Origin of the sequence: Oerskovia jenensis (genome assembly GCF_016907235.1) — a bacterium.
Classification (GTDB): Bacteria; Actinomycetota; Actinomycetes; order Actinomycetales; family Cellulomonadaceae; genus Oerskovia; species Oerskovia jenensis.
The window spans coordinates 959,116-984,310 of the sequence record NZ_JAFBBO010000001.1 but is presented as its reverse complement, the minus strand read 5'-3'; the positions used below and the strand labels follow the sequence as shown (position 1 = coordinate 984,310).

Annotated in this window: 22 protein-coding genes; 6 read left to right on the top strand and 16 right to left on the bottom strand. The window is 74.8% G+C overall.

The genetic code is table 11. From position 1 onward, the window contains the following. Positions 1 to 137 precede the first annotated feature (137 nt). Together JOD49_RS04440 and JOD49_RS04435 are read left to right on the top strand one after the other, a co-directional pair. Positions 138 to 872 (top strand): ArsR/SmtB family transcription factor, encoded by a 735-nt coding sequence (locus JOD49_RS04440; protein WP_205306140.1) that lies wholly within the window; start codon positions 138 to 140, stop codon positions 870 to 872. Continuing rightward, a complete protein-coding gene (locus tag JOD49_RS04435; RefSeq protein WP_205306139.1) occupies positions 869 to 2,122 on the top strand; it encodes an MFS transporter in 1,254 nt (417 codons plus the stop codon). The genes JOD49_RS04440 and JOD49_RS04435 overlap by 4 nt, the downstream gene beginning before the upstream one ends. Before the next feature lie 51 nt (positions 2,123 to 2,173). On the opposite strand, the gene JOD49_RS04430 is transcribed toward JOD49_RS04435, so the two are convergent. Beyond that, the gene (locus tag JOD49_RS04430; RefSeq protein WP_205306138.1) at positions 2,174 to 3,283 is read right to left on the bottom strand and encodes a WxL protein peptidoglycan domain-containing protein; all 1,110 of its coding nucleotides are present in this window, start codon (positions 3,281 to 3,283) and stop codon (positions 2,174 to 2,176) included. Positions 3,284 to 3,288: 5 nt separating this feature from the next. Next, positions 3,289 to 5,586 (bottom strand): choice-of-anchor I family protein, encoded by a 2,298-nt coding sequence (locus JOD49_RS04425; RefSeq protein ID WP_239525139.1) that lies wholly within the window; start codon positions 5,584 to 5,586, stop codon positions 3,289 to 3,291. Positions 5,587 to 5,890: 304 nt separating this feature from the next. On the opposite strand from JOD49_RS04425, the gene JOD49_RS04420 reads away from it, so the two are divergent. Further along, positions 5,891 to 6,436, top strand: a complete 546-nt coding sequence (locus JOD49_RS04420; RefSeq protein WP_205306137.1) for a hypothetical protein — start codon at positions 5,891 to 5,893, stop codon at positions 6,434 to 6,436. A 149-nt stretch (positions 6,437 to 6,585) separates the two neighbouring features. Next, positions 6,586 to 7,539 (top strand): phosphotransferase, encoded by a 954-nt coding sequence (locus tag JOD49_RS04415; RefSeq protein WP_205306136.1) that lies wholly within the window; start codon positions 6,586 to 6,588, stop codon positions 7,537 to 7,539. A 3-nt stretch (positions 7,540 to 7,542) separates the two neighbouring features. Here JOD49_RS04415 and JOD49_RS04410 read toward each other — a convergent pair whose 3' ends face one another. Genes JOD49_RS04410 through JOD49_RS04390 form a run of 5 tightly spaced genes read right to left on the bottom strand, consistent with a single transcriptional unit; the run spans position 7,543 to position 12,282 of the window. Further along, entirely contained in the window at positions 7,543 to 8,178 is a 636-nt protein-coding gene (locus JOD49_RS04410) for an energy-coupling factor transporter transmembrane component T family protein (protein WP_205306135.1), read from the bottom strand. Continuing rightward, entirely contained in the window at positions 8,175 to 8,924 is a 750-nt protein-coding gene (locus JOD49_RS04405; protein WP_205306134.1) for an energy-coupling factor ABC transporter ATP-binding protein, read from the bottom strand. The genes JOD49_RS04410 and JOD49_RS04405 overlap by 4 nt, the downstream gene beginning before the upstream one ends. Positions 8,925 to 8,935: 11 nt before the next feature. Next, positions 8,936 to 10,123, bottom strand: a complete 1,188-nt coding sequence (locus tag JOD49_RS04400) for a thiolase family protein (RefSeq protein ID WP_307822377.1) — start codon at positions 10,121 to 10,123, stop codon at positions 8,936 to 8,938. Next, the gene (locus JOD49_RS04395) at positions 10,120 to 11,553 is read right to left on the bottom strand and encodes an AMP-binding protein (protein WP_205306133.1); all 1,434 of its coding nucleotides are present in this window, start codon (positions 11,551 to 11,553) and stop codon (positions 10,120 to 10,122) included. The genes JOD49_RS04400 and JOD49_RS04395 overlap by 4 nt, the downstream gene beginning before the upstream one ends. Before the next feature lie 18 nt (positions 11,554 to 11,571). Further along, positions 11,572 to 12,282: a biotin transporter BioY gene (locus JOD49_RS04390; RefSeq protein ID WP_307822376.1), complete on the bottom strand. Its 711-nt coding sequence runs from the start codon at positions 12,280 to 12,282 to the stop codon at positions 11,572 to 11,574. A 232-nt stretch (positions 12,283 to 12,514) separates the two neighbouring features. Here JOD49_RS04390 and JOD49_RS04385 point away from each other — a divergent pair, with 232 nt between their 5' ends. Further along, complete coding sequence (locus JOD49_RS04385) at positions 12,515 to 12,760, top strand: hypothetical protein (protein ID WP_205306132.1); 246 nt, start codon at positions 12,515 to 12,517, stop codon at positions 12,758 to 12,760. A gap of 1 nt (position 12,761) precedes the next feature. Next, a complete protein-coding gene (locus JOD49_RS04380; RefSeq protein WP_205306131.1) occupies positions 12,762 to 13,169 on the top strand; it encodes a helix-turn-helix domain-containing protein in 408 nt (135 codons plus the stop codon). Between the two features lie 226 nt (positions 13,170 to 13,395). Here JOD49_RS04380 and JOD49_RS04375 read toward each other — a convergent pair whose 3' ends face one another. From JOD49_RS04375 to JOD49_RS04335, 9 genes are read right to left on the bottom strand one after another with little or no spacing between them, the layout of a single operon-like run. Beyond that, positions 13,396 to 14,427, bottom strand: coding sequence for an FHA domain-containing protein (locus JOD49_RS04375; RefSeq protein ID WP_205306130.1), 1,032 nt, complete (start codon positions 14,425 to 14,427; stop codon positions 13,396 to 13,398). Continuing rightward, the gene (locus tag JOD49_RS04370; protein WP_191789209.1) at positions 14,424 to 15,707 is read right to left on the bottom strand and encodes a vWA domain-containing protein; all 1,284 of its coding nucleotides are present in this window, start codon (positions 15,705 to 15,707) and stop codon (positions 14,424 to 14,426) included. Before JOD49_RS04370 ends, JOD49_RS04375 begins: the two co-directional genes overlap by 4 nt. 22 nt (positions 15,708 to 15,729) lie before the next feature. Beyond that, positions 15,730 to 16,986 (bottom strand): PP2C family protein-serine/threonine phosphatase, encoded by a 1,257-nt coding sequence (locus JOD49_RS04365; RefSeq protein ID WP_205306129.1) that lies wholly within the window; start codon positions 16,984 to 16,986, stop codon positions 15,730 to 15,732. After that, positions 16,983 to 19,328: a serine/threonine-protein kinase gene (locus tag JOD49_RS04360; RefSeq protein WP_205306128.1), complete on the bottom strand. Its 2,346-nt coding sequence runs from the start codon at positions 19,326 to 19,328 to the stop codon at positions 16,983 to 16,985. The genes JOD49_RS04365 and JOD49_RS04360 overlap by 4 nt, the downstream gene beginning before the upstream one ends. Next, positions 19,325 to 20,518: a hypothetical protein gene (locus JOD49_RS04355; protein ID WP_307822375.1), complete on the bottom strand. Its 1,194-nt coding sequence runs from the start codon at positions 20,516 to 20,518 to the stop codon at positions 19,325 to 19,327. Before JOD49_RS04355 ends, JOD49_RS04360 begins: the two co-directional genes overlap by 4 nt. Next, positions 20,515 to 21,522: a glutamate ABC transporter substrate-binding protein gene (locus tag JOD49_RS04350; protein ID WP_205306127.1), complete on the bottom strand. Its 1,008-nt coding sequence runs from the start codon at positions 21,520 to 21,522 to the stop codon at positions 20,515 to 20,517. Before JOD49_RS04350 ends, JOD49_RS04355 begins: the two co-directional genes overlap by 4 nt. Further along, positions 21,519 to 22,883 carry a GlnX family signal transduction membrane protein gene (locus JOD49_RS04345; RefSeq protein WP_205306126.1) on the bottom strand — a complete coding sequence of 455 codons (1,365 nt, stop codon included), beginning with the start codon at positions 22,881 to 22,883 and terminating at the stop codon, positions 21,519 to 21,521. Before JOD49_RS04345 ends, JOD49_RS04350 begins: the two co-directional genes overlap by 4 nt. Then, the gene (locus tag JOD49_RS04340) at positions 22,880 to 24,640 is read right to left on the bottom strand and encodes an AAA family ATPase (RefSeq protein ID WP_205306125.1); all 1,761 of its coding nucleotides are present in this window, start codon (positions 24,638 to 24,640) and stop codon (positions 22,880 to 22,882) included. The genes JOD49_RS04345 and JOD49_RS04340 overlap by 4 nt, the downstream gene beginning before the upstream one ends. Next, positions 24,637 to 25,194, bottom strand: coding sequence for a hypothetical protein (locus JOD49_RS04335; protein ID WP_239525138.1), 558 nt, complete (start codon positions 25,192 to 25,194; stop codon positions 24,637 to 24,639). Before JOD49_RS04335 ends, JOD49_RS04340 begins: the two co-directional genes overlap by 4 nt. Position 25,195: the final 1 nt, after the last annotated feature.

The window sequence follows — 25,195 nt, the reverse complement described above, 5'->3', positions numbered from 1 at the left end:
GCCGCCGGTTCGAGGGGCGACGGTCGCCGGGTGCCGTCCGGGGGTTCGCCGGAGTGCCACGAGGCGGCGCGGAAGCCTCAGGAATCATTCTAAAGAAGTCTTGCGCAAGACTTCTTTAGAGTTGTACGGTGGCTGCCATGCCGCAGACCACCCCGCCCGACGACGCCGCTCACCAGCCCACGCAGCCGCCGCGTCCGGCGCAGCGCGACGAGGCCGTCACGACCTCCGACCCGGAGCGCATCCGCGCCCTGGCGCACCCGCTGCGCCTCGCGATCCTCGACCTGCTCGACGACGAGGGCCAGGCCACCGCCACGCGCTGCGCGCAGGTCACGGGGGAGTCGGTCGCGAGCTGCTCGTTCCACCTGCGCATGCTCGCCAAGTACGGGTTCGTCGAGCCCGCCGAGCGGGTCGGGCGCGAGAAGCCGTGGAAGCCCGTGGGCACGGGGCGCACCAGCCGCTACGACCCCGAGCAGCCCGAGTCGCTGCGCGCCGCGGGCGAGCTCGCACGGATCGTCGTCGACCAGGAGGCCGCGCGGATCGCGCACTGGATCGACGGCGCGCCTCGCCAGCCCCACGAGTGGTTGCTCGCGTCCGTCATGACCAAGAGCTCGTTCTGGGCGACCCCCGCCGAGCTCACCGAGCTCTCGCGCGAGCTCCAGGCGATCACCGACCGCTTCGAGGGCCGCTGGGCACACCCCGAGCTGCGCCCCGAGGGGGCACGGCCCGCCCGGCTCTTCGGCGTCGTCAACGCGGACCCCTTCGACCCGGACGCTCCCGCACCCGCGGCAGCCCCGGCCGCTCCCGGCGCGGGCACGTCCACCCCCGGCTCGGTCACGATCGAGCTGCCGACCGGCGAGGAGGCCGGCGCATGAGCACGGACACCGACACCGCGGCACTGGTCAAGCAGGCGCTGCGCACGCGCCCCTTCCGCCTCCTGACGGTCGCGTGGGGCTTCACGAACTTCGCGGACTCGGTCCTCGCGGTCATCTTCGCGGTGTGGGTCAAGGACCTCACGGGATCGAACGGCACCGCGGGCCTCGTGTTCGCGGCGCTGGGCCTCCCGGCGCTCGTCTCGCCGCTGCTCGGCCAGGTCGCGGACCGCGTCTCGCGCCGCCGCATGATGACCGTCGCCTACCTCGTCGGCGCGCTCTCGCTGCTCTCGCTCTTCGCGGTCCGCGGCCCGGACCAGGTGTGGCTCATCTTCGTCGTCACGGTGCTCTACTCCGGGATCGGGTTCGCGACGGCCGCGGCCCAGTCCGGCCTGATCCGCGACCTCGTGCCCGACGAGGCGCTCGGGTCCGCGAACGGCCGGCTCACGACGATCGACCAGACGTTCCGTCTCGTCATGCCGGTCATCGGTGCGGGCGTGTACGTCGCCGTCGGCCCGCTGCCGCTCGTCGTCTCGGCCGTCGTCGCGTTCGTGGTCGCGGCGTTCGTCGTGTCCCGGATCGTGCTCGTCGAGACCCCGCCGACGCCGCAGGACGAGCGCGAGCCGTTCCTCGCCGAGATCACCGCGGGCTTCCGGCACCTGATCCGCACGGCGCCGCTCGGGGTCCTGACCGTCGCGCTCGCGGTCGCGTTCGGGGCCGTGGGCGTCCTCAACGCGGTGAGCTTCGCGGTCATCGAGAACGGCCTGGGGCTGGGCCCGGAGATGCTCGGTCCGATCTCGAGCGTCCAGGGCGTCACAGCGATCGTCGCGGGCCTCACGGCCGCGCGCATGATCAAGCGGATCGGGTCGCAGCGCCTGGTCGCGCTCGCGCTCGGGATCGTGACTCTCGGGATCCTGCCCGCCCTGGGGACGAACCTCGTCGCGATCATCGTGGGGATGGGCGCGATCGGGCTGGGCGTCACGTGGGCGATCGTGGGCTTCGTGACCGAGCGCCAGCTCAAGACCCCGCCGACGCTCCAGGGCCGCACCTCGGCCGCCACGAACATGCTGCTCAACGTGCCGCAGCTCGCCATGACCGTCGTCGCGGCGGCCGTCGTCGGTGCGGTCGACTACCGCCTGCTCGTCGGGGTCACCGCGGCGGGGCTCGCGGTCTCGATGCTGCTCTCGCTCAAGGGCTCGCGCGCACCGGCGGCCGAGGAGGCCGCGGAGCCCGCGCAGGCCGACGGCCGGTGAGTGCGTGGTTCGGCCGCGACACGCCCGGCTGGTCGCCGCCGAACCACGCACTCAGCGGGCCGCGAGCGCCGCGTCGACCGCGGCCTCGAAGCGCACGCGTGCCCGACGGCGCAGCGCCCGCAGGCCCAGCACCGCACCCACCAGCAGGGTCGCCAGGGCGAACGCGGACCACGGGACCGCCCACAGGTGACCCTGGCCCGTGGCGAGATCGAGGGAGGGGGAGGCGGCGCCGTCGGGCAGGGTGGTGCTCGCCGTCGTGGCGACGACGGGCGCGAGGGTCACCGACGCGCTGAGCCGCCCGAGCGGCGCGACGCCGCTCACCGTCCCGGTGAGGGTGAGCGGGTCGCCCGGCAGGAGCTCGGGCAGGTCGCCCAGCGGGACCACCACGCTGCCGACTCCCGCCGGGCCCGCGACCGTCGCCGAGAGCGGACCCGCCAGGCGCACGTTGCCCGTGTTGGTCACCGTGAAGGTGAGCTCCGCGTCCCCGGTGCCCACGGGGTTCCACGACCCGGCGTAGTCGGCGTCGACCTCCGTGACGGTCGCCGACGGGGCGAGGTCTCCCGCGACCCGGACCAGGACGCGCGTGCCGAGACGTCGGTCGACCGCGACCCCGCCCTCGCCCGCGCCCGTCACGAGCGAGGTCACGATCGCGGCCGTGTGGTCGCCGGGCGTCGCGTCGGCCGGGACGGTCAGCGTGAAGGGGACCGTGCCCCGTCCGCCGGGGTCCACCACGACGCGCGGGACGTCGGCGGTGATCCAGGCGCCCAGGTCCTCGGACGGCGTGCCCGTCGGCAGGACGTCGAGCGCACCCGTGGGGGAGGTGAAGGCGTCGGCGGCGTAGACCGCGAGGTCGAGCGGCACGTCGCCGTGGTTGGTCACGACGAGCTCGTCCGTGACCGTGTCCCCGGGGTCCAGGGTGAAGTCGAAGGTCGGGGCAGCGGCGGGGGCCACGCCCCAGGTCACCGGGTGGGCATCAGGCCGGGTCGTGGTCGTCTCGACGGCGGACGACGCCGCAGACGTCGACGGCGAGGAGCCCTCGTCCTGGAGCCCGGCCCCGGCCGGGGCGGCGGACAGCAGCGCTGTCGCCGCCCCGACCAGGATCGCCGTCGCGACGCGGGAGGGGGTGGAGACGGTGCCACCGTTCACGAGGCGACGGGTCATGTCGGTCAGCCGATCGCGGTCAGCGTGAGCGTCGCGGTGTAGGTGCCCGCGGCGGCGTCGACCGGAAGACGCAGGTCGAGGTCGGCGCCGAGGACCGCGCTGCCCGGCTCGTGCCCGGCCGCGGCCGAGCCCAGGAGGGCCGAGTCGGCGAGGCCGTTGCCGCTCACGAGGCCCGAGGCCACGGGGGCGCCCGCGAGCGTCCCGCCGCCCGCCGTGACCAGGGCAGGCGTCCACCCGAGGTGCTTGCCGGGCAGCGTGCGGGCCCCGGCGGTCGTGGTGAAGTCCCCGACCTGCGCCGAGACGGACCACGCAGGGGCCGTCGCGCGGGTGTCGGTGACGGTCACCGCGCCCAGGCGCCCGGTCGCCGCGAGGTGGTCGCCCGCGAGCCCGGCCGTGCCGAGATCCACGACGCGGCTGCCGCCGTCGACCGTCCACACGAACTCGCCCGGCTCGACGGGCGCGGCCGGGATGGTGACCGTGAGGTCGATCCGCCCGTCGTCGGGCTCGGCCCCGCGGACGTCGACGCCGTAGAACGTCGTCGTGCCCGAGACCTCGTTCCCGACCACGAGCAGCGGGGCGCCCGTGGGCGAGTCGTTCGCGGGGACGAACGTGAGGCCCTCGGGACCCAGGTCGCCCGCCTCGGCGAGCTTCTCGGGCGTCGCCTCGGCGCTCACCGAGAAGTCGCGGTGGTTGACGTAGGAGACGTAGGTCGCGCGCGCGGGGTCGGTGACGTCGAAGACCGCGATCCCGCCCACGCGCTCGAAGCCGATGAACGCGTACGTACGTCCGCCGACCTCGCCCAGCGTCAGGCCCTCGGGCTCGGGGCCCTTGTCGTCGCTGCGCCCGTCGAACCCGGACGCGGTGTGGTTCGAGTTGAAGAAGTCGGGGTTGACCGAGGCCACGAGCTGCTCGAACGCGTCGCCCGAGTCGAAGATCTGCCGGCCGTCGGTCGACCAGATCGAGAACGAGCGCGACCCGTACGAGGAGAGCTCCTCGTAGCACGAGCCGTCGGCGCGCAGCCCGCTCGCGGTGCTGACGTTGAGGCGTCCCAGGTGGGCGTCCGCGGTGAGCTCGGCGAGCGTCGCGGGGTTGCCGGGCGTGCCGAGGAACGACGAGAACGCGTCGGAGCACAGGCCGGGCACGCCCTTCTTGCCGAGGTCCTTGACGCGACTGACCTCGGAGTACCCGGCCCAGTCGCGCGAGTCGCCCTCGTTGGCCGTGACGAGGTACGTCGCGCCGCCCGCCTGGTAGGAGGCGATCGTGTCGGGCTGGTAGAGGCCCTTGACGGGCCAGGAGCGGATGTCGATCTTCCCGTCCTTGTCGGACGCGTCGAGGCCCTTGCCCGCGGCGAGGTGGTCCTGCGTCCCGAGCGGCAGCAGGTCGGTCACGGTCGCGCTCGCGACGTCGACGACCGCGAGCGCGTTCGCCTCCTGGACGCTCGCGTAGGCGACCGTGCCGGTCGCGTCCCACGCGATGTACTCGGGCTCGAGGTTCTCGGACACCGGGCGCGCGGGTGTGCCGGTCCCCGCCGCCTCCCGGCCGCCGAACACGCGGACCCCCGCCGGGAGGGGCGCAGTGCCGCCCGCCTCGAACGCGTGGAACGTCGCCGTGCGGACGTCGCCCTGGGCGGCGCTCGTGAGGCCGGCGGGCGCCGTGACGATCGAGATCGAGCCCTCGGGGTCGACGCTGTGGTCGTCCGCGGGCTCGCCCTCGTTCGCGACCGCGATGCGCGTGCCGTCGGGCGAGAACGTCACCATGTCGGGCAGCGCGCCCACGCGCACGGCACCGAGGATCGCGTCCACCGGGGCCGTGCCCGGGGTGGTCACCGGAGCGGCGGCGTCGAAGAGGACGAGCCAGCCGTCGTCGGTCTTGGGGCTCGACTCGACCGCGGCCACCGCGAGCCCGTCGGGACGGATCGCGACCGAGTTCACGACGGCGTCCGCCGCGACGACCGAGCCGTCCGCGGAGGCCGTGCCGCCGACCGCGAGCTCGAACAGCCGGGTCGGGGCCGAGGGGTCCCGGGCGTCGAGGACGTCGACCCTCCCGGACTGGGCGTTGACGACGAACAGGCGCTGGGAGGCCGCGTGGAACGCGACGATCTCCGCCGCGGACTCGTCGAGCTGGCCCGTCGAGTACGTGCCGAGCGGCGAGAGCGTGACGGGCGGGGGGACGGACGGGTCGGGGGCCGCGACGGCCGTGCCGACGCCCCCGAACGTCCCGGCGGCGACCGCGACCGCGAGGCCGGCGGCCGCGACCCCGATCGCCCTCGGGTGCGGCAGGCGGGACTGGTGAACCACGCGCATTCCGTGCTCCTCGTTCCGATGGCCCCGCAGGGTGCAGGGCAGACGCTCGGAACCTAGGCCCGGGCGGTGACCGGCCGGTGAACGGCGGCCGACGGGACGAGGGCCGCCCGATGGCCGATGGGGCGTACGTGACGAATCCGACACGGCGCCGGGTGGGGGATGACCCTGGGACGCCGGTGCTCGGCGTGCGACGAGAGGTGGAGACCGGGGGCGGCGAGGTACCGCGAGGGGTGCAGATGCCCGTCCGCAGGACCCGCCCAGGACCCGACGCGACGCACGGGGCGGCGTCCGTAGCGTCGATGCCATGACCACGAACACCACGTCCCCGTCCCTCGCCCGCCGCTCCCGCACGCTCGCCGTCGTCGCCCTCGGCGGCCTCGCTGCCCTCACGCTCAGCGCGTGCGGGGGCCTCTCCGAGAGCCTCGCGGAGCGCAACGACGGCCACACCAAGACCTACGCTTTCGACACCGGCAAGGAGGGCAAGGCCGAGGAGGTCGTCCCGACCTGGGTGCCCGACGACGCCGCGAAGGTCCAGGGGATCTTCCGCACCACGGGCACGGAGCGCCTGCTCACGTTCCAGGGGAGCCTCGACGGTCTGCCGGCCGACTGCACGACCGTCTCGGCCGAGAACCCCCTCACCCCGCAGCCCGAGCGCGAAGGGTTCACGGCCGAGGACTACCGGACGGACGCCACGCTGCTGGCCACGTGGTGGCCCGACGGGCAGGAGACGTCGAGCACCGTGATGTGCGGCAAGTGGTGGATCTCCGCCGACGGTGAGGACGTGTACGCGTTCACGCCCGAGCTCACGCGGGTCGAGATCGAGAAGCAGCCGACCCCCAGGGCGCCGTAGGGCCCGGGAGCAGGCAGCGCATGCCGGGTGCGCGTCAGGTGCCCGTCGGGTGGGGGTGCGGGTGAGATGCGGTGACCAGCGAGAACAGGACAGGACTCGCTGGCGCGCGCTCTGCGGTCCCGCCCCGCGCGCCGACTACTGTCACCCGGATGGACTCGACACGACGCACCGTCTCGACGCGGCGCACGCCCTGGCAGGAGCTCGCACCGCACGTGCGCGCGGACGTCGAGAAGATCCTGGGCGGCGAGGTGGTCCTGGCCGAGAGCCAGGCCCAGGGGTACTCCCCGGGCAGCGCCGACCGCGTGCGCACGGCCGCGGGGGAGCGGGCCTTCGTCAAGGCCGTGAGCCGCACCCGCAGCGCCGACGCCTACGACCTCCACCGTCGCGAGCTCGACGTGCTGCGCCGCCTGCCCGGCGCTGCGCCGGCCCCCCGGCTCCTGGGCGCGCACGAGTCCGACGAGTGGGTCGCGCTCGTGATCGAGGACGTCGACGGGCGGCACCCCGGCCTGCCGCCCGAGCGCCGCGAGCTCATCGCGCTCCTCGGTGCGCTCCTCGAGCAGCCCGTGGTCCGGGACCCCTCGGGCTCCTCGCCGTTCCCCGACGCGACGGCCGAGCTCGCCCCGTCGTTCGACGGCTGGACGCGGCTGCGCTCCGACGGTGACCTGTCGGCGCTCCCGGCCTGGGCCGCCGGCCACCTCGACGAGCTCGAGGCGCTCGCGGCCGGGGCGGCCCGCGCCGCGCACGGCGACCGGCTCGTCCACCTCGACCTGCGGTTCGACAACCTGCTGGTCGACACCTCCGCGCGCGTGTGGGTCGTGGACTGGCCGTGGGCCGGGACGGGCGCGCGCTGGATCGACGGCGTGACCCTGCTGCTCGACGCACGGGTCAACGGCAGCACGGTCGACCTCGACCGGATCGCGGCGACCCACCCGCTGTTCCGGGAGGCCACGCGCGAGGACGTCGACGCCTTCCTCGCGGGCCTCGCCGGGTACTTCTTCGACGCGGTGCGCCACCCCGCCCCGCTGAACATGCCGACCCTGCGCGCGTTCCAGCGACGGCAGGGCGTCGTCGCGATCGAGTGGCTCGAGCAGCGGCGGTCCTGACGGTCAGTCGTCGAAGCCGCGCGCCCGCAGGGCCTCGCCGAGCGCGTCGGCCTGCCGCATCGCGCCCACGACGAGCGGCACCGCGAAGGCCCGCACGTCGCGCTCGTGTCCTCGGGCTCGTTGCGCGTCGCGAACCCGTCCCGCCAGGTCCGCGATCACGGGCACGCTGCGCAGCGCGAGGGCCAGCACGAGCGCGATGCGCTCGACGTCCACACCGACGCGACCGAGCGGCCAGAGCCCGCGCTCGATGGCCGCGAGCAGGTCGGCGACCCGCGTCGTGCAGGTCACGAGGCCCGCGAGCGCCACGAGCACCAGGAGGCGCGTGCTGAGGACGGCGGCGGACGTGAGGTCCATGAGCCACCACTGGAGCGCGAACACGACGGGCAGGAACAGGCGCAGGGGCCGCACCTGGCCCCACGCGGCGCGCCACCCGAGGCCCGCGAGCGCGTAGAGCCCCGCGACGGCGAGGGCCGCGAGGCCCACGCCCACGGCGTCGCGCACGAGCAGCAGGGCGAGCGAGCACACCATGAGCGCGGCGAGCTTGGGGCCGGCGGGTGCGCGGTGCAGCAGCGAGCGCCCGACGACGTAGGCGCCGGCCGTGGGGTGTGTCGCGCCACGTGGGGGGCTCGGGTCGGTCACGGCCGGTCGTCCAGGAGCCGCCGGTAGTACGCGACGGCCGGTACGGGCTCGTCGTCGGCCACGACCCGGCCCTCGTCGACCACGAGCACGCGGTCGTAGCCCGTCATGAGGTCGAGGTCGTGCGAGACGAGCACGACCTGCTGCGGGATCTCGGCCAGCAGCGCCGCGACGCGTCGCGTGTTGCGCAGGTCGAGCAGGGTCGTGGGCTCGTCGGCGACGACGAGGCGCGGCGAGGTCACGAGGACCGACGTGAGCGCGAGGAGCTGCTTCTGGCCGCCCGAGAGCAGGTGCGCGGGGTGGTCGGCGTGGCCGTCGAGCCCGTGGCGTGCGAGCCAGTCCGCGACGAGCCGGTCGCGGGCGGCGCGGTCGGGCTCGCTGCGTCGCAGCGAGTAGGCGACGTCCTCGGCGACGGTCGGCATGACGATCTGCGCGTCGGGGTCGGAGAACACGAAGCCGACGCGTCGCCTGACCTGGGCCCCCGAGCGTCGCGTGTCGAGGCCGTCGACCCGCACGGTGCCGCGCGTGGGCAGGACGAGCCCGTTGAGCAGCCGCGCGAGGGTGCTCTTCCCCGAGCCGTTCGCGCCGACGATCCCGATGCGCCGCTCGCGCAGCTCCGTGGTGACCCCGCGCAGGACCTCGCGCTCGCCCAGGCGCACGTGCACGTCCTCGAGCCCGACGACGCAGCCCACCTCGGGTGGGGCGGCCGCCGGATCCCGGGCCGGGTTCTCGATGGTCGACCTGTGCATGCGTGCCCCTCTCATCGGACCACCTCGAACAACCCGGCCACACCCAGGCCGCCGCCCACGGCTGCGGCCGTGAGACCGAGCGAGCCCGCCGGGGCACCCGCGCGCACGAGCCTGCTGAACAGCCGCACGACCGACACGGCTCCGCTCGCCGCCCACGGGTGCCCCAGCGCCAGGGCGCCGCCGTCCGCGCACAGGCGAGCGTCGTCGTCGGGCAGGGAGAACGCTCCCGTGAATGCCAGGACCTGCGCCGCGAAGGCCTCGACGAGCTCGATCGCGGCGAGGTCGTCGATGCTCCGGCCCGTGCGGGCCAGGAGCTCGCGCACGGCCGGGACCGGACCCCAGCCCGGCAGGCGCGGGTCGCAGCCGCGCGTCACGCCGCCCACGAGCCGCAGGCCGGGCACCCCGAGGCGCGCACGCAGGCGCTCCGGGACGATCGCGACGACCGCGGCCCCGTCGCTGATCGGGCTCGCGTTGCCCGCCGTCACCGTGCCGCCCGGCGTGAACGCCGACGGGAGGCGCGCGAGCAGCGCGCGGTCGAGCGGGCGAGCGCGCTCGTCGCGGGCGAGCCTCCCGACAGGGACGGTCTCCTCGGCGAAGCGGCCCGCCGCGTGGGCGGCGAGGGCGAGCGCGTGCGAGCGTGCGGCGTAGGCGTCCTGGCGCTCGCGGCCGATGCCCCGCTCGCGCGCCAGGGCGTCGGCGGCGGCGCCCATGTCCGGGTCGCCGAGCTCGGCCGGGGTGAAGGGGGCGCGGTCGTACGGGACCGGCTCGGCCCTCGATCCGCGGGGTGGTCGGTGGGCACGCAGCGGAGAGGTCGAGGCGCTCTCCACCCCTCCGGCGAGCACCAGGTCGCCGTCCCCGGCGCGGACGCCCTGGGCCGCGAGCAGGATCGCGGCCAGGCCGCTGCCGCACTGCCGGTCGACCGTGACGCCGGGGACGTGCTCGGTCAACGGCCCGTCCGGGTCGCGCAGCGAGGCCGCGAGCACCGCGACGCGTGCGAGGTTCCCGCCCGGCCCCGTGCAGTTCCCGAGCACGACGTCGCTCACGTCGAGGCCGTGGGCCGCGGGGAGGTCGGCGAGCGCCGCGCTCAGGACGGGGGCGGCGAGGTCGGTCACCGAGAGGTCCGCATGCCCGTGGCCCGCCGTACCGGTCCAGGTCCGCCGCGCGGCGACGATGACGGGGGAGTCGGGCGACGCGCTCACCGCAGCGCCTCGTACGCCGCCTCGCCGGACAGCAGCGCCTCGCTGATCGCACCGCGCGCGGCCTTGCCCGACGGCGTCCGCGGCAGCTCGCGCACGCCGTACCAGTGGCGCGGGCGCTGGGCCGAGGACAGCGAGGCCCGGGCCACGCGTTCGAGGTGCGCGCGCAGCCCCGGCCGGTCCGCGCACTGCACCACGGCCGTCACGACCGCGCCCAACCGGCGGTGCGGGGTCCCGACGACCACGACGTCCTCGACGCCCGGGATCGCGCGCAGCACGACCTCGACGTCCTCCGGGACGACCGTCGCACCGCCCGTGAGGATCGCGCCGTCTCCGCGGCCACGCAGGACGAGCGGGGTGCCCTCGCTCCCCGAGGTGGGGACCTGCGCGAGGTCACCGACGGTGCACCATTCGCCCTCGCGGCGGAACGGGCCGGTCGCCCGGGCGAGGTACCCCTGCGCGACCCACGGCGACCGCACCCAGACCTCGCCGAGCGTCGCTCCCGGCAGCTCGCGCACCTCGACCTCGACCCCGGGGAAGGGACGCAGGCCCGTGCCGTCGGTGTCGATCGCGACGAACGACAGCTCGACGGCCCCGTAGTACGTCACGACGCCCACCTCCGCGCGGGCCGCGCGCCCGCGCACGTCCGCGGGGAGCGAGGCGCCGCCGACCACGGCGGTCCGCAGGCGGCTCGGGGCGCCCGCCTCGATCGCGTCGAGGATCGGTTCGAGCGCCGAGGGGACGAGATGCACGACGTCGGAGGTCGCCAGGGCAGTCGTGATCGCGGCGTCGCCCTTGGCGAGCTGGACGCACGCTCCCGTCGCGAGCGCGTGCACGGCCGCGAAGCAGTACAGCGACGACGCGAGCGGACCCGGCACCAGCACGGTGTCCTCGGGCCTTGTGCCCGTGAGGCGCGCGGCAGCCGGGAACGAGCCCGTCCAGGAACCACGCGTGCGGACGACCGCGCGCGGGCGACCCGTGCTCCCCGACGAGAACCCGGCCCACGCGAGGGCCGATGCCGAGGGCTCGGGGGGAGCGACGTCGTCGGGCAGGCTGCTCGCGACCGGGCCGCTGAGCGGGGCGAGCGCGTCCCCGGCGCTGCCGCGCGGGAGCGGGACCTCGACGAAGCCCGCCGGGGCGATGGTCCGCAGGACCTCGGCGCGCTGGGCGCGCGACCACGTGTGGTCGCAGACGAGAGGCGTCGCGCCCGCGAGGTCGACCGCGAGGAGAGCGGTGAGGAGGTCGACCGGGTCGGGCAGGGAGATCGCGACGACGTCGCCCACGACCGTCCCGGTCGCCCGCAAGAACTCCGCTCCTGCCGCGACGTCCGCGGCGAGGGCTCGGTAGGTGCGAGAGCGATCGGGGGAGCGCAGCGCGCAGCGCGCCCCTGCGGAGCTGCGGGCGTGCGCGATGACGGCGTGGGCGACGGGCATGAGGGGATCGTAGGTCGATCAGGCCGCGGGGCTCGTGGCGGGCGGCGTCTTCGGCGTCTTCGCACCGTGGCGCAGCGGGGAGGCCGCGGGGTAGGCGCGGACCACGCCGACCGTGACCGAGGCCGCGATCACGGCCTTGACGAGGTCGCCCGGGAGGTACATGAGCGAGCCGGTCGCGACCGTCTGGAGCGAGAAGCCCGTGACGAGGGACTGCAACGGGATGCCCAGGGCGTACATGACGAGCATGCCGCCCACGACGCTGGCAGCCAGGACCCGCCAGAACGTCAGGGTGCGGAAGCGCTCGACGATCAGACCGATCACCGCGGCGCCCACCACGAACCCGATCAGGTAGCCGGCCGACGGGCCCACGAAGACACCGGGACCGCCGCGGCCGCCCGACAGGAGCGGGAGGCCCGTCGCGACCAGGGCCAGGAACGTGAGCATCGCGAGCGCGCCGCGCCACGCGCCGAGGAGCGCACCGGCGAGCATGACGCCGAGGGTCTGGAGCGTGATCGGGACGGCGTTGCCGAACAGGGCCAGGCTCCCCGGCATGCCGAGGACCGCGGTGAGCGCGGCGAAGGTCGCGATGCGGGCCGCGTCGGCTGCGGAGATGTGCCAGCGGGAAGGCGCGGGGGCCGGGGCCGCGGCCGACTGGTGCGGCGCGGTCGGCACGTCGGGCGCGTCAGGGGGGACGTCTGCGGGCGGGGCGGTGCGCACTGGGCGGGCCACGGGTTCTCCTCGGGAAAGGCGTGAGGTGCCGGGTGGCACGAGTCCACTCTTGTCGGAGACGGGATGCCGGCGCGTCGGCGCCACGAATCAGGGAGAGCAGGGTGCGTTGGCGGAAGTCGACAACCGGTTGGAGGAAACCTCCAGGCGCCGCCACCAGATTCGGGGGATCGGCGCATACACGATGGCATCGCGCGAGGACGGTGCAGGCGCTTCCCCTGAGGGTGGTTGTCGCATGGGCATCCCCCACGCCGCGGGGACGTTGGCGAGGATCGACGAGTACTACAGCGACCGAGCCCATGACGAGAGCCCCGTAGCGACCCAGGTCGCGATCCAGCTCGCGGCTCCGAACCCGAAGGACGTCTCGGTCACTCGACGCCTGTCGACCTACAAGGGGCTGGACTCTCGCTGGTGGCAGTGGCAGAGCGTCGTCGACGTCTGTCAGCAGGTTGCGCGCGCGATGGTCGAGGAAGGGAGCTGAGATGGCGCTGCGATTCCGGAACATCGACGCTACTCCGGAGGATCCCGTCTCCGAGTGGGGAGTGGAGGGGATCTCCACCGCGATCGAACGCGGCTACCTGCCGCACTGGCGTCGTATCACGCGAGCCGTCCAGGCCGTCCAGGCCGACCCGGACGGTCCGGTGGCCGTCGACCTGGAGGAGGCATTGAGCATCGTCGACGCCGACAGCGGGGCCGCGATGCTGCTCGCTCAGGTGCTGGCGGATGCTCGCAGAGGGCCGGAGGCCCGGGTGGCGCGCCTGGTGCGTCAGGCCCTCCTGCGATCCGGTCTGAGCGCCAAGGAGTTCGCCGCGCACGTCGGCACGTCGCCCTCGCGACTCTCGACGTACATGACGGGCAAGGTCGTCCCCTCGGCCGCGATGCTCCTGTAGATCCAGGCCGCGGGGGAGCGGATGTCGGTGAACACGCGCCTGGCCGCAGGTGCACAGGCCGTGCCCGCGTAGCACCACGTGGGGAGGACGCACCCCCGGCCTCAGCCGCTATGTGGTGTTCGTGGATCACCCACAATTGTGGGTGATCCACGAACACACCACACCCCGCCCCAGCGGAGCTGAACCACGGCGGCCTTCGTCGCCATCGTCCGTCACACCACGAGGCTCAGACCTCCCCAGGCAGCGCCTTGCGGATCACGAGCCGCGTCCAGCCGCCGAGGTAGATGCGGTCGCCGTCGGCGACCTCGCGGCGCTGACCGGCCGGGATCGGGTCGATCGGCAGCTCGCCGCCCGCGGGGCTCAGGTAGGTCCCGTTGGACGACTGGAGGTCCTCGACCCACCAGCGCTGCCCGTCGGTGTTGAGCTGGCAGTGCCGCCGCGAGACACCGGTGTCGGCGCCGCAGTCGATCTGCGGGTGGATGTTGCGCGACACCGACGGGCGTCCCACGAGCACGCTGCGCTCGCGCAGCACCACGAGACCGGGCAGCCCGGCCGACGGCAGCGGGTCCTCGGCCTTCTGCGCCTGGTACCAGTCGGGGTCGATCCACACCTCGACGACCCACTGGTCCTCGCCCGGCACGGGCGGGGTCGGCAGGTGCGTCCCCGTGCCCGACGGCGTTGCGCCCGTCCCAGACGTCGCCTCGCCCGCGGTCGGGTCGGCAGGAGCGCCCGGAGCGACGAGAGGTCCGGTTCCCGGGCCGCCACCAGCGACCGGGGCCGACGACGGGTCACCTGCCTCCGGGCCGCCGACGGGCGGCGTGAGCGCGGCAGGCGCCGACAGCGGGTCCGCCGACGGCGCGGCCGCGGGCGACCCCGCGGGAGGTGCGACCGGGTCGAGGTCGAGCGACGACGGCGGGGGATCGAGCGGCCCCGGCGACCCGGCGGGCGCACCGGCTGGCACCGGGGTCGCGGCCGACGGTGCCCCGGCGGGCTCGGGCAGCGAGCCCGTCGTGAAGTCGTAGCCGCAGTTCTCGCAGAACAGCGCACCGGCCGCAGCCGGGAACGAGCAGTGCGGGCACGTGATGGGCTCGCCACCCGCAGCCGCGCCACCACTGCCGGCAGCACCGGCCGCGGCCCCGACGGACCCGGAGGCCACGGCCGCCGACGCGCCGTTCGACGCGGCCCCCATGGGCTCGCCGCACACGTCGCAGTAGTCGGTCGACTCGGAGGCGTGCCCGTTGGGGCAGATCGCGCTCATCGCTTGACCCGCGTGGTCTTGGTCGAGGCGGTGTCGAGGGCCATCTCGTCGAGCTTGTCGGTGTTGCGCTTGAGGCGCACGGTGCCCTGCTCCTCGCTCTCGATCTCGACGACCTTGCGCAGGCGCGAGGTCGCCTCGTCGTTGCCGGTCTCGGCCGCGAGCTGGACGGCGCGCCCGAGCTTGACGGTCGCCGTGGCCTCGTCACCTGCCGCCTTGGCCGCGAGGCCCTCCTGGATCGCGGACGCGAGCTCGGCCTGACCCGTGTAGTGCGCGACTTCCGGGTTGATGCGCGTGGTGAGCGCGCCGTCGTCGGACCACTTGGCCTTGACCAGACCCGACGAGACCACCTCGCCGTTCACGGCGAGCTGGACGCGCGCCGCGAGCTGCTCGGAGCCCACGGGCTTCGAGGCCACGCGCACGGCCACGTGGTAGTCGCGCGTCTCGTCGCCCCACGACCCCGTGGGGTACGAGCCGGTCAACGGGTTGACCACGGCGCGGCGCGTCGTGAGGTCCTCGACCGTCGGGGCGACCTGGCGCACGAACAGCACCTGGGCGCCCTGCGGGGCCCACACGCGCAGGTCCGCGGAGGCGACGCCACGCGACATGGACTTCTGGACGAGCGAGGAGAAGTCGGCCGCGATCTCGCTCGGGTCGGCGATGAGGTCGACCGTCCCGAGCAGGGCCGTCGAGATCTCGCGCAGCTCGTCGACCTGCCAGCGCGAACCGACGCCGCGCGCGTCGCACTGGAACTTCCCGGTCACGGCGCGCACGACCTGCGACAGGTTCTCGCGCGGCTCGGACTCGTTCTTGCCGTCCGTCAGCAGGATCGCGTGGCGCTGGGCGGCCTGGGGCACGGTGTCGAAGAGCTGGGCCGCGAGCTGGAGCCACGTGCTCATCGCGGTGCCGCCCGAGGGGCTCATCATGGCGATGGCGCGCTTGGCCTCCTCGCGCGCCGCGGGCTCCATCTGGACCATCGCGACGCGTGCGTTGGGGTAGGGGAACGCGCGCTGCGCGACGTGGCTCCCGCCGACGATCGCGAACCAGGTCCCGTCGAGGATCTGGTCGACCGCGACCTGCGCGGCGTACTTGGCGGACTCCATGTTGCGCCCGGACATCGAACCGGACGTGTCGACCATGATGATCTCGGCGACGCCGCCGCCCGAGGTCGCGGCCCCCGCCTGACCTGCCCCTCGGGCGGTCACCGTCACGATGGCGTGCACATCCGTGGCGCCCTCGGACAGGAACTCGTTCTGGAAGACCTCGGCGGAGAACTCGGCCATGGGTTCTGGGCTCCTTCGTGGATCAGAGGGCGCGCGTCGCGGGCTCGTCGCCCGATACAGCGTCTGTGTGCAGGTTATCGGAGCTGGTCGAGGCGGGGAGCGCCTCGAAACGCGCGAGGGTCGCGGTGATGTTGTCCCGGCCGCCCTGGGCGTTGGCCCAGCGGACGAGCTCGGCGGCCAGCGCGCGGGGCTCGCGTCCCGTCGTGGCCTCGGTCGAGCGCACGAGGTCCGCGAGGTCGTCGGCCGCCGAGCAGTAGTTCCACAGCCCGTCCGAGCAGACCAGCAGCCAGCCCGAGGAGTCGGGGACGGTCGGGGCGCAGCGGGCCGCCGGGTCGGTCGAGTCGGGCCCGAGCCAGCGCGTGATCGCGTGCGCCTGGGGCGCGTTCTCGGCGACGTGGCGCGGGGTGCCCATGGCCATGAGCTCGTGGGCCCACGAGTCGTCGACGCTGAGCTGGCGGGCCGTCCCGGCGTCGGGGATCCAGTAGGCGCGCGAGTCGCCCACCCACCCGGCCACGATCAGCGGGCCGTCGGCGACGGCCGCGACGAACGTGCACGACGGCGGCTCGGCGCGCTCGGCCTTGTCGCCCACCGCGACCAGGACCGCGTCGTTCGCGGTCGTCGACGCGGCGACCATGAGGGCCTGCCACGCCCGGATGCGCTCGGTGACGTCCCCCGTGACGGGGGCGGCGCCGTCGGGCCCGCCGGACGCGAGCACGTCGCGGGCCGCACGCGCGGCCGCGAGGCTCGCGACGTCCGAGTCCGGCGCGGCCGAGACACCGTCGCACACCACGAGGGCCGCGAACCGCCCGGCCGTGGCCGGGTCACCGGACGCGGCGAGCGCCATGGCGTCCTCGTTGCGCGCGTGGCGGATGCCGCGGTCGCACACGCCCGCGACCCAGGGCGCGGGCTGCTCGGCCCAGTGGTCGCGCTCGACCTGGGCCTTCTCGCCGCACTGCTCGCAGTAGCCGTCGTCCGCGACGGTCCCGCCGCAGCTCGTGCAGGGGCGTCGGGCAGCGGGGGGCGGCGGCGGAGGAGGGGGCGGCGGCACCGCGCCCGAGTCGGGGTCCGTGGGCTTGAGGTCCGGCGGGGGTGGCGGCAGGGTCAGGGGAGGCAGCGCGGGCACGGGCGGGCGCGCCAGGATGGGCGGCCCGTCACCGGCTGCCACCGCAGGCCCGACGTCGGAGCCGCACCTCTCGCAGAACCTCGCGCCGGGCGCGGGCACCTCACCGCACGTGGCGCACGGCGCGAGCAGGCCCGGCGAGCTCTCCTGCGCGCTCACGTCGTCGTCCAGCGGCGCACGGCGTTCGCCTGGTCGACCAGGTCGATCTTCGCGACCCGGTCCTCGGTGAGCGTCGCCATCTCGCGGTACGCGCCCTCGAGGGCGTCGCGCAGCGGTGGCTCCTTGGGCTCGACCCCGCCGAGGCGCGCCGTGCCGACCTGCTTCTTGACCGTGACCTCCTCGAGCGCGGAGCGCAGCACGTCGATCGAGAGGGCCACGCGGTCGCGCTGGGGGATCGCGACCGACTCGACGCTCGCGAGGGCCTCGGCCAGGGCCGTGAGCCCGCGGTCGGAACCGGCGAGGAGACGCGCGCGCCGCATGCGCGCATCGGTGTACGAGCTGCGGGTCGGGGTCACGAGGTCCAGGGCGTGCAGCGCCCCGTCGAGGTCGCCGCGCGCCTGCCGGATGCGGGCGAGCCCGAACGCCGCGGGCGCGGTGTAGTTGGCGTCCGACCGGGCGCAGATCACGTACAGCGACTCGGCGATGTCCGGCTCGCCGCTGACCTCGCACGCGACCGCGAGGGCGAGCTTGGGCGCGAGCTCGCCGGGCACCTGGCCGTAGACCGCGTTGAACGAGGCGCGGGCGTCCGCGGCCTCGCCGCGCGCGAGCTCGGCCAGCCCGCCGATCCAGGCGGCACGCCACTCCCACGGGTCGTCCGCGAGGATCTCGACGATCGTCTTGTCGACCTCGGCGAACCGGCGGTGCTCGATCGCGGCCTTGGCGTACGCGAGCCGCACCTCGACCGTGGCCTCGGGGGCCGCCGCCAGGGCGGCCATGCGCGCGGCCGGGTCGGCGATGTTGACGCCCGCGAGCCAGCTCGCCATGGGGTCGGACTCGTCGATCTTGAGCGTCGGCAGCGCGTCCCACGTCAGCGGGTGGTCGGCGTCGTCGGACACGGGCGCCTCGAAGAGCACGGAGGCCGCCGAGTGCAGCGCGCCGCTGCCCGGGCCGCGGTCGGTCGCGACGACCTCGCGCAGCACGCCGATGAGCTGGGCGCGCATCTCGTCGACCGTCGCGAAGCGGTCCGACGGGTCGAGCGCGCACGCCTTGGCGAGCAGGCGGTAGAACGAGTCGTACTGCTGGAAGACCGGGGTCTCGGCGACCGGCGGCAGGGAGGCGACGTACGTCGTCTGGTTCCCCCGGAAGTCCAGCACGAGCGTGGCGAGCGTGCGCCCGATCGTGTAGATGTCGGACGCGACGGACGTCCCGATCTCCGCGACCTCGGGAGCCTGGTAGCCGACCGTGCCGAAGATGGCGGAGGTCAGGTCGTCCAGGCGCCGCACGCCGCCCAGGTCGATGAGCTTGACGCCGTCGCCCTGCTGGATCATGTTGTCGGGCTTGAAGTCGCAGAAGATCAGGCCCAGGTCGTGCAGGTACGCGAACGCCGGGAGGATCTCCAGGACGAACGCGAGCGCCTGGTCCACGGGCAGCGGGTTCACCACGCCGCTGTTGTCGTCGCGGCGGTCCTTGAGGATCTCCTTGAGCGACTTGCCGCCCACGTACTCCATGACGGTGTAGCCCGCGCCGTCGTGCATCACGAAGTTGTAGATCTCGACGATCAGCGGGTGCTCGACCTCGGCCAGGAACTGGCGCTCGGAGATCGCGGCCGCGAACGCGTCGGGGTCGCCCGAGTTGAGCAGACCCTTGAGCACGACCCACCGGCCCGACACGTTCTGGTCGCGGGCCAGGTAGATCCAGCCGAGGCCACCGTGCGCGAGGCAGCCCACGACCTCGTACTGGCCGCCCACGACGTCGCCCGGCGAGAGCTGCGGGTCGAACGAGAACGCGGTGCGGCACTGCGGGCAGAAGCCCGAGGTGCGGCCCGGGACGCCGTCGCGCGACCTGCCGACCTTGGCGCCGCACGTGGGGCAGAAGCGCTTGGACTCCGCGAGCTCGGGCACGGCCATGATGGCCTGGAGCGGGTCGCGGACCGGCGCGCTGGGCACGGTCGTCAGGCCTGCGCCCAGGCGGTGGCCGCGCAGGCGGGTCGAGGACGTCCCCACGCGCCGCGTGGACTTGGTGCCCGTCACGGCCGAGCGGGCCGAGCCGAGCGCGGCGCTCGCGAGCTGGGTCGAGCTCGTGCGCCCGGTGCGGGTCGAGACGGCCTCGCCCTCGGGGCCGGGGCCGGCCGCGTAGTTCGGCGCGGCCTGCGCGATGCCCGTGCCGAGCATGGCCGACGGCGACGCGGCGGCAGCGGTCGCCGTCGTCGACGACCCTGCCGGGCCGGGAGCACCGGCCGCGCCCGACGGCGCGGCGGGCGAGCCGCAGACGTTGCAGTAGCCGTCCTCGATGAAGCCGGGGCAGCCCGGCTGGGAGCAGGGCTCCTGAGCGGTCGTGGTCATCGGGACGATCCTTCCTGGCCCGGGGCGGGCGACGGTCCGGGCGACGAGAGGTGTGCGGGCAGGTCACGGGACAGGAACTGGTACTGCTCGACGAGGAAGCGCAGGAGGACCACGTCGCAGGGCACGGCCTCTCCCGCCTCGCGGGCCTCGGCCAGCCCGGAGCGGACCGTGGGGGAGGCGCTGCGGCCGTTGGCGTCGGCCTTCACGCGGTAGGCGTCGAGCCGGTAGCGGAGCTCGGCCCGTTCGCGCAGCGGCGCGGTGTACGCGGACTCGACCGTGTCGAACGCGCGCGCGACGGTCGCGAGCCGGGTCAGGAACCCGTCGAGCCCCGAACGGTCGTGCGGGACCTCACCGAGGCGTGACACGTCGGGCACCGCGAGGCGCGGGGGAGCGGCGATCTCGCGGCGGGCACGGGCCGCGAGCTCGCGCAGCGAGGGTTCGCGCGCCTCCAGGGCCGCGTAGCGCTCGACGGCCTGCTTGCGGTCGCGGGCCAGCTCGCGACGCTCGGACGCGCCCACGATGAGGTCCCGCTCGGTGCGCGCGACCTCGGCCTCGAGCTCGGTCAGGGGGCCGGTCACGTCGGCGCCGTGCGACGCCTTGTCCCGCAGGCGCGTCCAGCGCTCACGGAGCTTTTCCACCCGGCCACGCGCCGAGGTGTCGGAGCCGGCGAGCTCGTCGCACCGGGCCAGCTCGGCGCGCAGCCCGCGGAACCGGGCGACCTCGTCGGCGGCGTTCGGGTCGAACGACAGGCGCGTGCGCAGCGCGGCCACGATCGCGTCGCACAGCCGCGTCGCCTCGACCAAGGACACGAGCGACGAGCCGTCGGGCGAGCTGAGCCGACCCCAGACCAGCTGTGAGATCTTCTCGCGCGCGACCGTGTCCGCGCGCCCCGAGTCCCAGACCACGGCCATCTCGTCGGCGCGCGTGCGGGCCGCCTGCCACAGGGTCATGGCGAGCAGCAGGTCCGCGGTGTACGTCTCGGGGGACGCCGCGGCCTGGGCTGCGGCGTCGAGGCGGTCGAGCTCGGTGCGGCGAGCCCGCAGCCACTCCTCGAGCGCCGCGAGGTACGTGAAGAGCTCGGCGGCGGGGCTCGCCTCGCCCAGGCGTCCGGGCGCGGTCGGGGCCTGCTGCGTGCGCGGGGCCACGGGCGGCCCGGCAGCAGCAGGTGAGGACGAGGAGCCTGGCGTCACGGCGTGCGGCCGTACACGGCGACCGGCGGGGTCGGGGCCGGGCCGAGGACGCCGAGCCACTCGTCGTACAGCGCCGTCCAGGTGCCGTCGGTGCGCATCTGCTCCAGGACGCCGTTGACGAACTTGACCATGTCGACGTTCGCGGCCGGGATGCCCAGACCGTACGGCTCGTCGGAGATCGCCTGCCCGACGACCTTGGCGTACGGGTCCTGCGCGGCGAAGCCCGCGAGGATCGTGTCGTCGCCCGTGATCGCGTCGACCTTGCCCTGCTGGAAGAGTGCGAGGCAGCCCGTGTGGGTCGTCGCGGGCACGGCCTCGATGTCCGGGTACTCCTGGAGGCGTTCGAGCGTCGTGGTGCCGTCCGGGGCGCAGACCCGCTGGCCCGCGAGGTCCGCGATGCCCTGCGCCTCGGAGTCACGCGTCACGAGGACCTTCTGGCCCGCGTGGTAGTACTCCGAGGAGAACGCGATGGTCTCCCAGCGCTCGCAGTTGATCGTGAACGCGCGGGCGACGATGTCCACCTCGCCCTTCTCCAGGGCCTCGAGGCGCTGCCCCGACGTGATGACGCGGAACTGCAGCCGGTCCGGGTCGCCGAAGATCGCGGTCGACACCTCGTGGAGCACGTCGATGTCGAAGCCCTCGATCTGCCCCGACAAGGGGTTGCGCGCACCGAGCTGCAGGGTGTCGGCCGAGACGCCCACGATCAACGAGCCGCGGTCGCGGATCGCGGCCATGGTGCTGCCGGCCGGCAGGGCCCCCGGTCCGGGCAACGGCCCGTCGGGCGCGTAGGACGCGACGGGGTTCTCGCACGCCGCGGCCGAGGCGAGGGTCCCGGACGAGACCGGGCCGGCACTGCCCGCGGTGCCGACGACCGAGGCCACGGGCGCGCCCGCGGACGATCCGGCGTCGGGCGTGGCGCAGCCCGCCAGGACCAGGACGCCCGAGACGCCCAGCGCCACCAGGGCGCCCAGGCGCCCGCTCTTGCGGAAGGTCGTGGTGATCACCGGTACTCCTCCAGTCGGACGTTCAGGCCGCGCCAGGCGAGGACCGCCGCGACGAGGCCCGCGGCCAGCAGGAGCCAGCCCGCGAGGGCGGACTTCGTGCCCGCCGAGGCGAGGTCGGCCTGCGTGGCCCGGATGTTGTCGGTGATGTCGTTCGTGACGGACTGGGAGAAGGCCGCGAACGCGGCGTTCGGGCTGCCCTCGGCCGAGCCCGTCGCGAGCGCGACCGCCCCGTCCCAGTCGCCCGCGTCGTCGAGCGCACGGATCGCCTGGTGCTGCGTGACCCAGTCGGCCAGGTACCCGGCCGCGGTCCCGTCGAGGACCCCGGCCGCGCCCGCGTCGTCGAGGCGCTGCGTCGCGTCGGCCGTGAGCTCGACGAAGGACTCCTCGTACGCCTGGCCGGAGCCGCGCTTGATGAGCGTGAAGCTCTCCATGGCCTTGGCGTCGTTGGCCTCGGAGTACGCGGTCGAGGCCGCGAGCGTCGCCGCGTACGGGCCGTCCCGGACCGCGGCGGCCGCGCCGTTGGTCTGGCTCAGCAGGACCGCGCCCACGACCCCCACGACCAGCACGACCGCGCTCGCCGCGAGCAGGCCCACGTTGAGCAAGCGGTGCGTGCGCTTCGCGAGCCACACCTGGGTGCCGATCAGCAGAGCCAGGCACAGCACGCCCGCAGCGAGGATCCACAGCGCGTTGCGCACCATCGACAGGTCGGACGCCACACGGTCGGCGTTGTCGTCCACGAGCGTCGTGAGCGTCGGCAGGATCTCCTCGCGCAGCAGCGTCGAGGCCTGGTCCAGGTAGGCCGAGCCGACCGGGAAGCCCTGGCGGTTGTTCGCGCGTGCCTGCTCGATCAGGCCCGTGTACACCGCGACCTGCGAGGCGACCTGTCCGAGCTCGGTCGCGTCGGCGCTGTTGGAGCCCGCGAGCTCCGCGATGCGGATCGAGGCGTTCGCGATCGCGTCGTCGTAGCGGGTGCGCTGGTCCGCGGGCTCGAGGCCGCCGACGAGGAACGCGTTGGTCGCCGCGGCGTCCGCGACGACCAGGTTGTTGCGCACGTCCTGGATGCCGAGGAGCTGGCTCGTGTCCGCACGGGCGTCGTCGAGCGCGATCCCCTGGACGCGTGCGGCCTGAAAACCGAGCGCACCGAAGAGCACCGAGGCGAGCACGCACAGCGCGAGCGCGATCCGCAGCTTGCCGGGGGAGCGGCGCAGCGCGCTGCGCACCCCCGCGCGGCGGGCGGCCCGCTCCTCGGCCTGCGTGGCGGCAGGTGCGCCCTGCTGGCCCGGCTGCCCGGCGGTGGCGGGCTGGACGGCCCGACCGGTCGCCGGGGCGGACCCGGGCGGCGGTGTCAGGGTCTGGCTCATGCGGGCTCCTCCTGAGGGGAGACGGGCGGGTTCTCGGGCAGGTGATCGGGTGCGTCGCCCCGCGCGGGCGGGGCGGTCTCGTCGGCGGGCTCGTCGGTCGTCTCGTTGGTCGGCTCGTCGGGCACGGCCAGGACGCCCTCGACGTCCTCGGTGCTCTCGGGGAGCAGGTCCGCGGGCACGAGCCGGCGCAGCTCGTCGAGCGAGGGTTCCGCGGTGTCCTTGAGCCGCCAGGCGTGGCGGGCTATCGCGCCGTCCAGGACGTTGCGCGCGTGGCGCCCGTTGCCGAACCCCTCGGTGCGGGGCACGAGCGAGACCATCTCCTCGAACCGGTCGAGGGTCTCGGGCAGCGCCTCGAAGTCCGCCGAGGTCGCCATGCGCTCGAAGATGCCGCGCAGCTCGGCGTCCGAGTAGTCGTCGAACGTGATGGTCGTGGAGAAGCGGGACTCGAGGCCCGGGTTCGTCGCGATGAACCCGGCCATGGGGCCGGGATACCCGGCGACGATCACCACGAGGTCGTCGCGGTGGTCCTCCATGTCCTTGACGAGCGTGTTGATGGCCTCGGCGCCGTACTGATCTTCCGCGAGGCCGTACGCCTCGTCGATGAACAGCACGCCGCCGATCGCGGTCGCCACGACCTCGGACGTCTTGACGGCGGTCTGTCCCAGGTATCCGGCGACGAGCTCGGAGCGGTCGACCTCGACCAGGTGCCCCTTGCTGAGCAGCCCGAGCGCGCGGTAGATCCCGGCGACCAGGCGCGCGACGGTCGTCTTGCCCGTCCCGGGGTTGCCGAGGAACACGAGGTGGCGCGTGAGCGTGGGCGTGGTCAGGCCCGCGGCCGTGCGGAGCTTCTCGATGCGCAGGAGCTCGGTCTGCTGGCGGATCTCGTGCTTGACCCGGTCGAGCCCGATGAGCGCGTCGAGCTCGGCGAGCAGGACCTCGAGCGAGCGGGGCGGCTCGGCCTCGGTCTCCTCCTCGGCGGGGGAGTCGCCCGTGGTCGCGCTCTGCGCGCCGCCGGAGGCCGGGTCGACAGGGGTGCCCGACGGCGCCGCGTGCGTCGCGGAGGTCGGCCCACCACCGGGTTCGCCCGGCGTCCGGGCACCCAGCGCGTCGAGGATCGCGTCCACGGTCGGGACGACGTCCTGCGCCGGTGGACGCAGGCCCCCGGCGCCCAGGAGCGCGCCGAGGTCGAACGGGTTCGTGGTGCTCGGGAGCGTGGGGTCGAACGTGGGCGAGGGGAAGCGCGTCGCGCCGCCCGGTACGCCGGGCACGTGCCCGCCGGTGCCCGTCGCCACGGGGTCCTGCGGGACGGGTGCGCTCGGTCCGGCCGCAGGGCGCGGCGTCGCGGTGTGCGGCTGGGCCGCGGCTCGTTGGACGGCCGTCGTGGACGCCGCGTTGGCCGAGGACGAGAGCCCGGGGGAGCCCAGCGCGCCGGCCGCGGAGATCACGGCCGCGAGGGCCTCCGCATACGCGGCCGCGTGCTCCGAGCCCGCGACCACGAGGGCCGTGAGCTGGTCCGTCGGGGCCGAACGCCACCGCCGGCCCCGCTGCGCGGCCTCGAAGAACGCCGTGAAGTCGCTCGGGTCGCGCCCCACGGCCTCGAGCCACGCCGGGGCCGCACCCGTGGACGACTCGGCCACCGCGGCGGCGAGCCGCTCGCCCTCGTGCGTGACGTCGTCGGGCACCAGGCCCGCGCCACGGCCCACCGCCACGAGCGCCTCGATGCTCCGTGCGAGCGCCCCCTGGCGCGCGGCGCTCACGGCCGTTCCAACCCGCCCGGGGTACCCGGCGCCTGGGGTTGGGCCGTACCCACCCCGGCGTCCGGGGCGAGCGCGATCGAGGAGGACTGGAACTTCTCCGCGAGGAACTGCCCGTGCGCCACGAGCGCCGCGGCGTCCGCACGCGAGACCGCGTCCGAGATCTTGTCGAGCGTCACGCCCAGCAGGTCGAGCTGGTCGCACAGGATCATGAGCGACGTCTTGCCACGGTTGACCGCGCGCGTGTCCGCGAAGTCGCGCGGCAGGCGCAGGTACCCGCCCACGGCCTCCGGCAGGTAGCTCGTGGCCGTCGCGACGACCGTGTGAGCCTGCGCGCTGCCGCCGCCCAGGCGGTCCAGGCGCGGAGCCATGTCGTCGACCGTCTTCGCGATGCGGTTCACGCGCGCCGTGACCGCGGGCGGGACCCGGCCCTCGATCTGCGCCTGCACGGCGTCGACCGAGGCCAGGATGTCCGCGCTCGTGGGTGCCGGGGGCAGCACGGGGACCTCCGGCGGGCGACTGCGCCCGCCGCCGAACAGGTTCTGGAACCAGCCCATG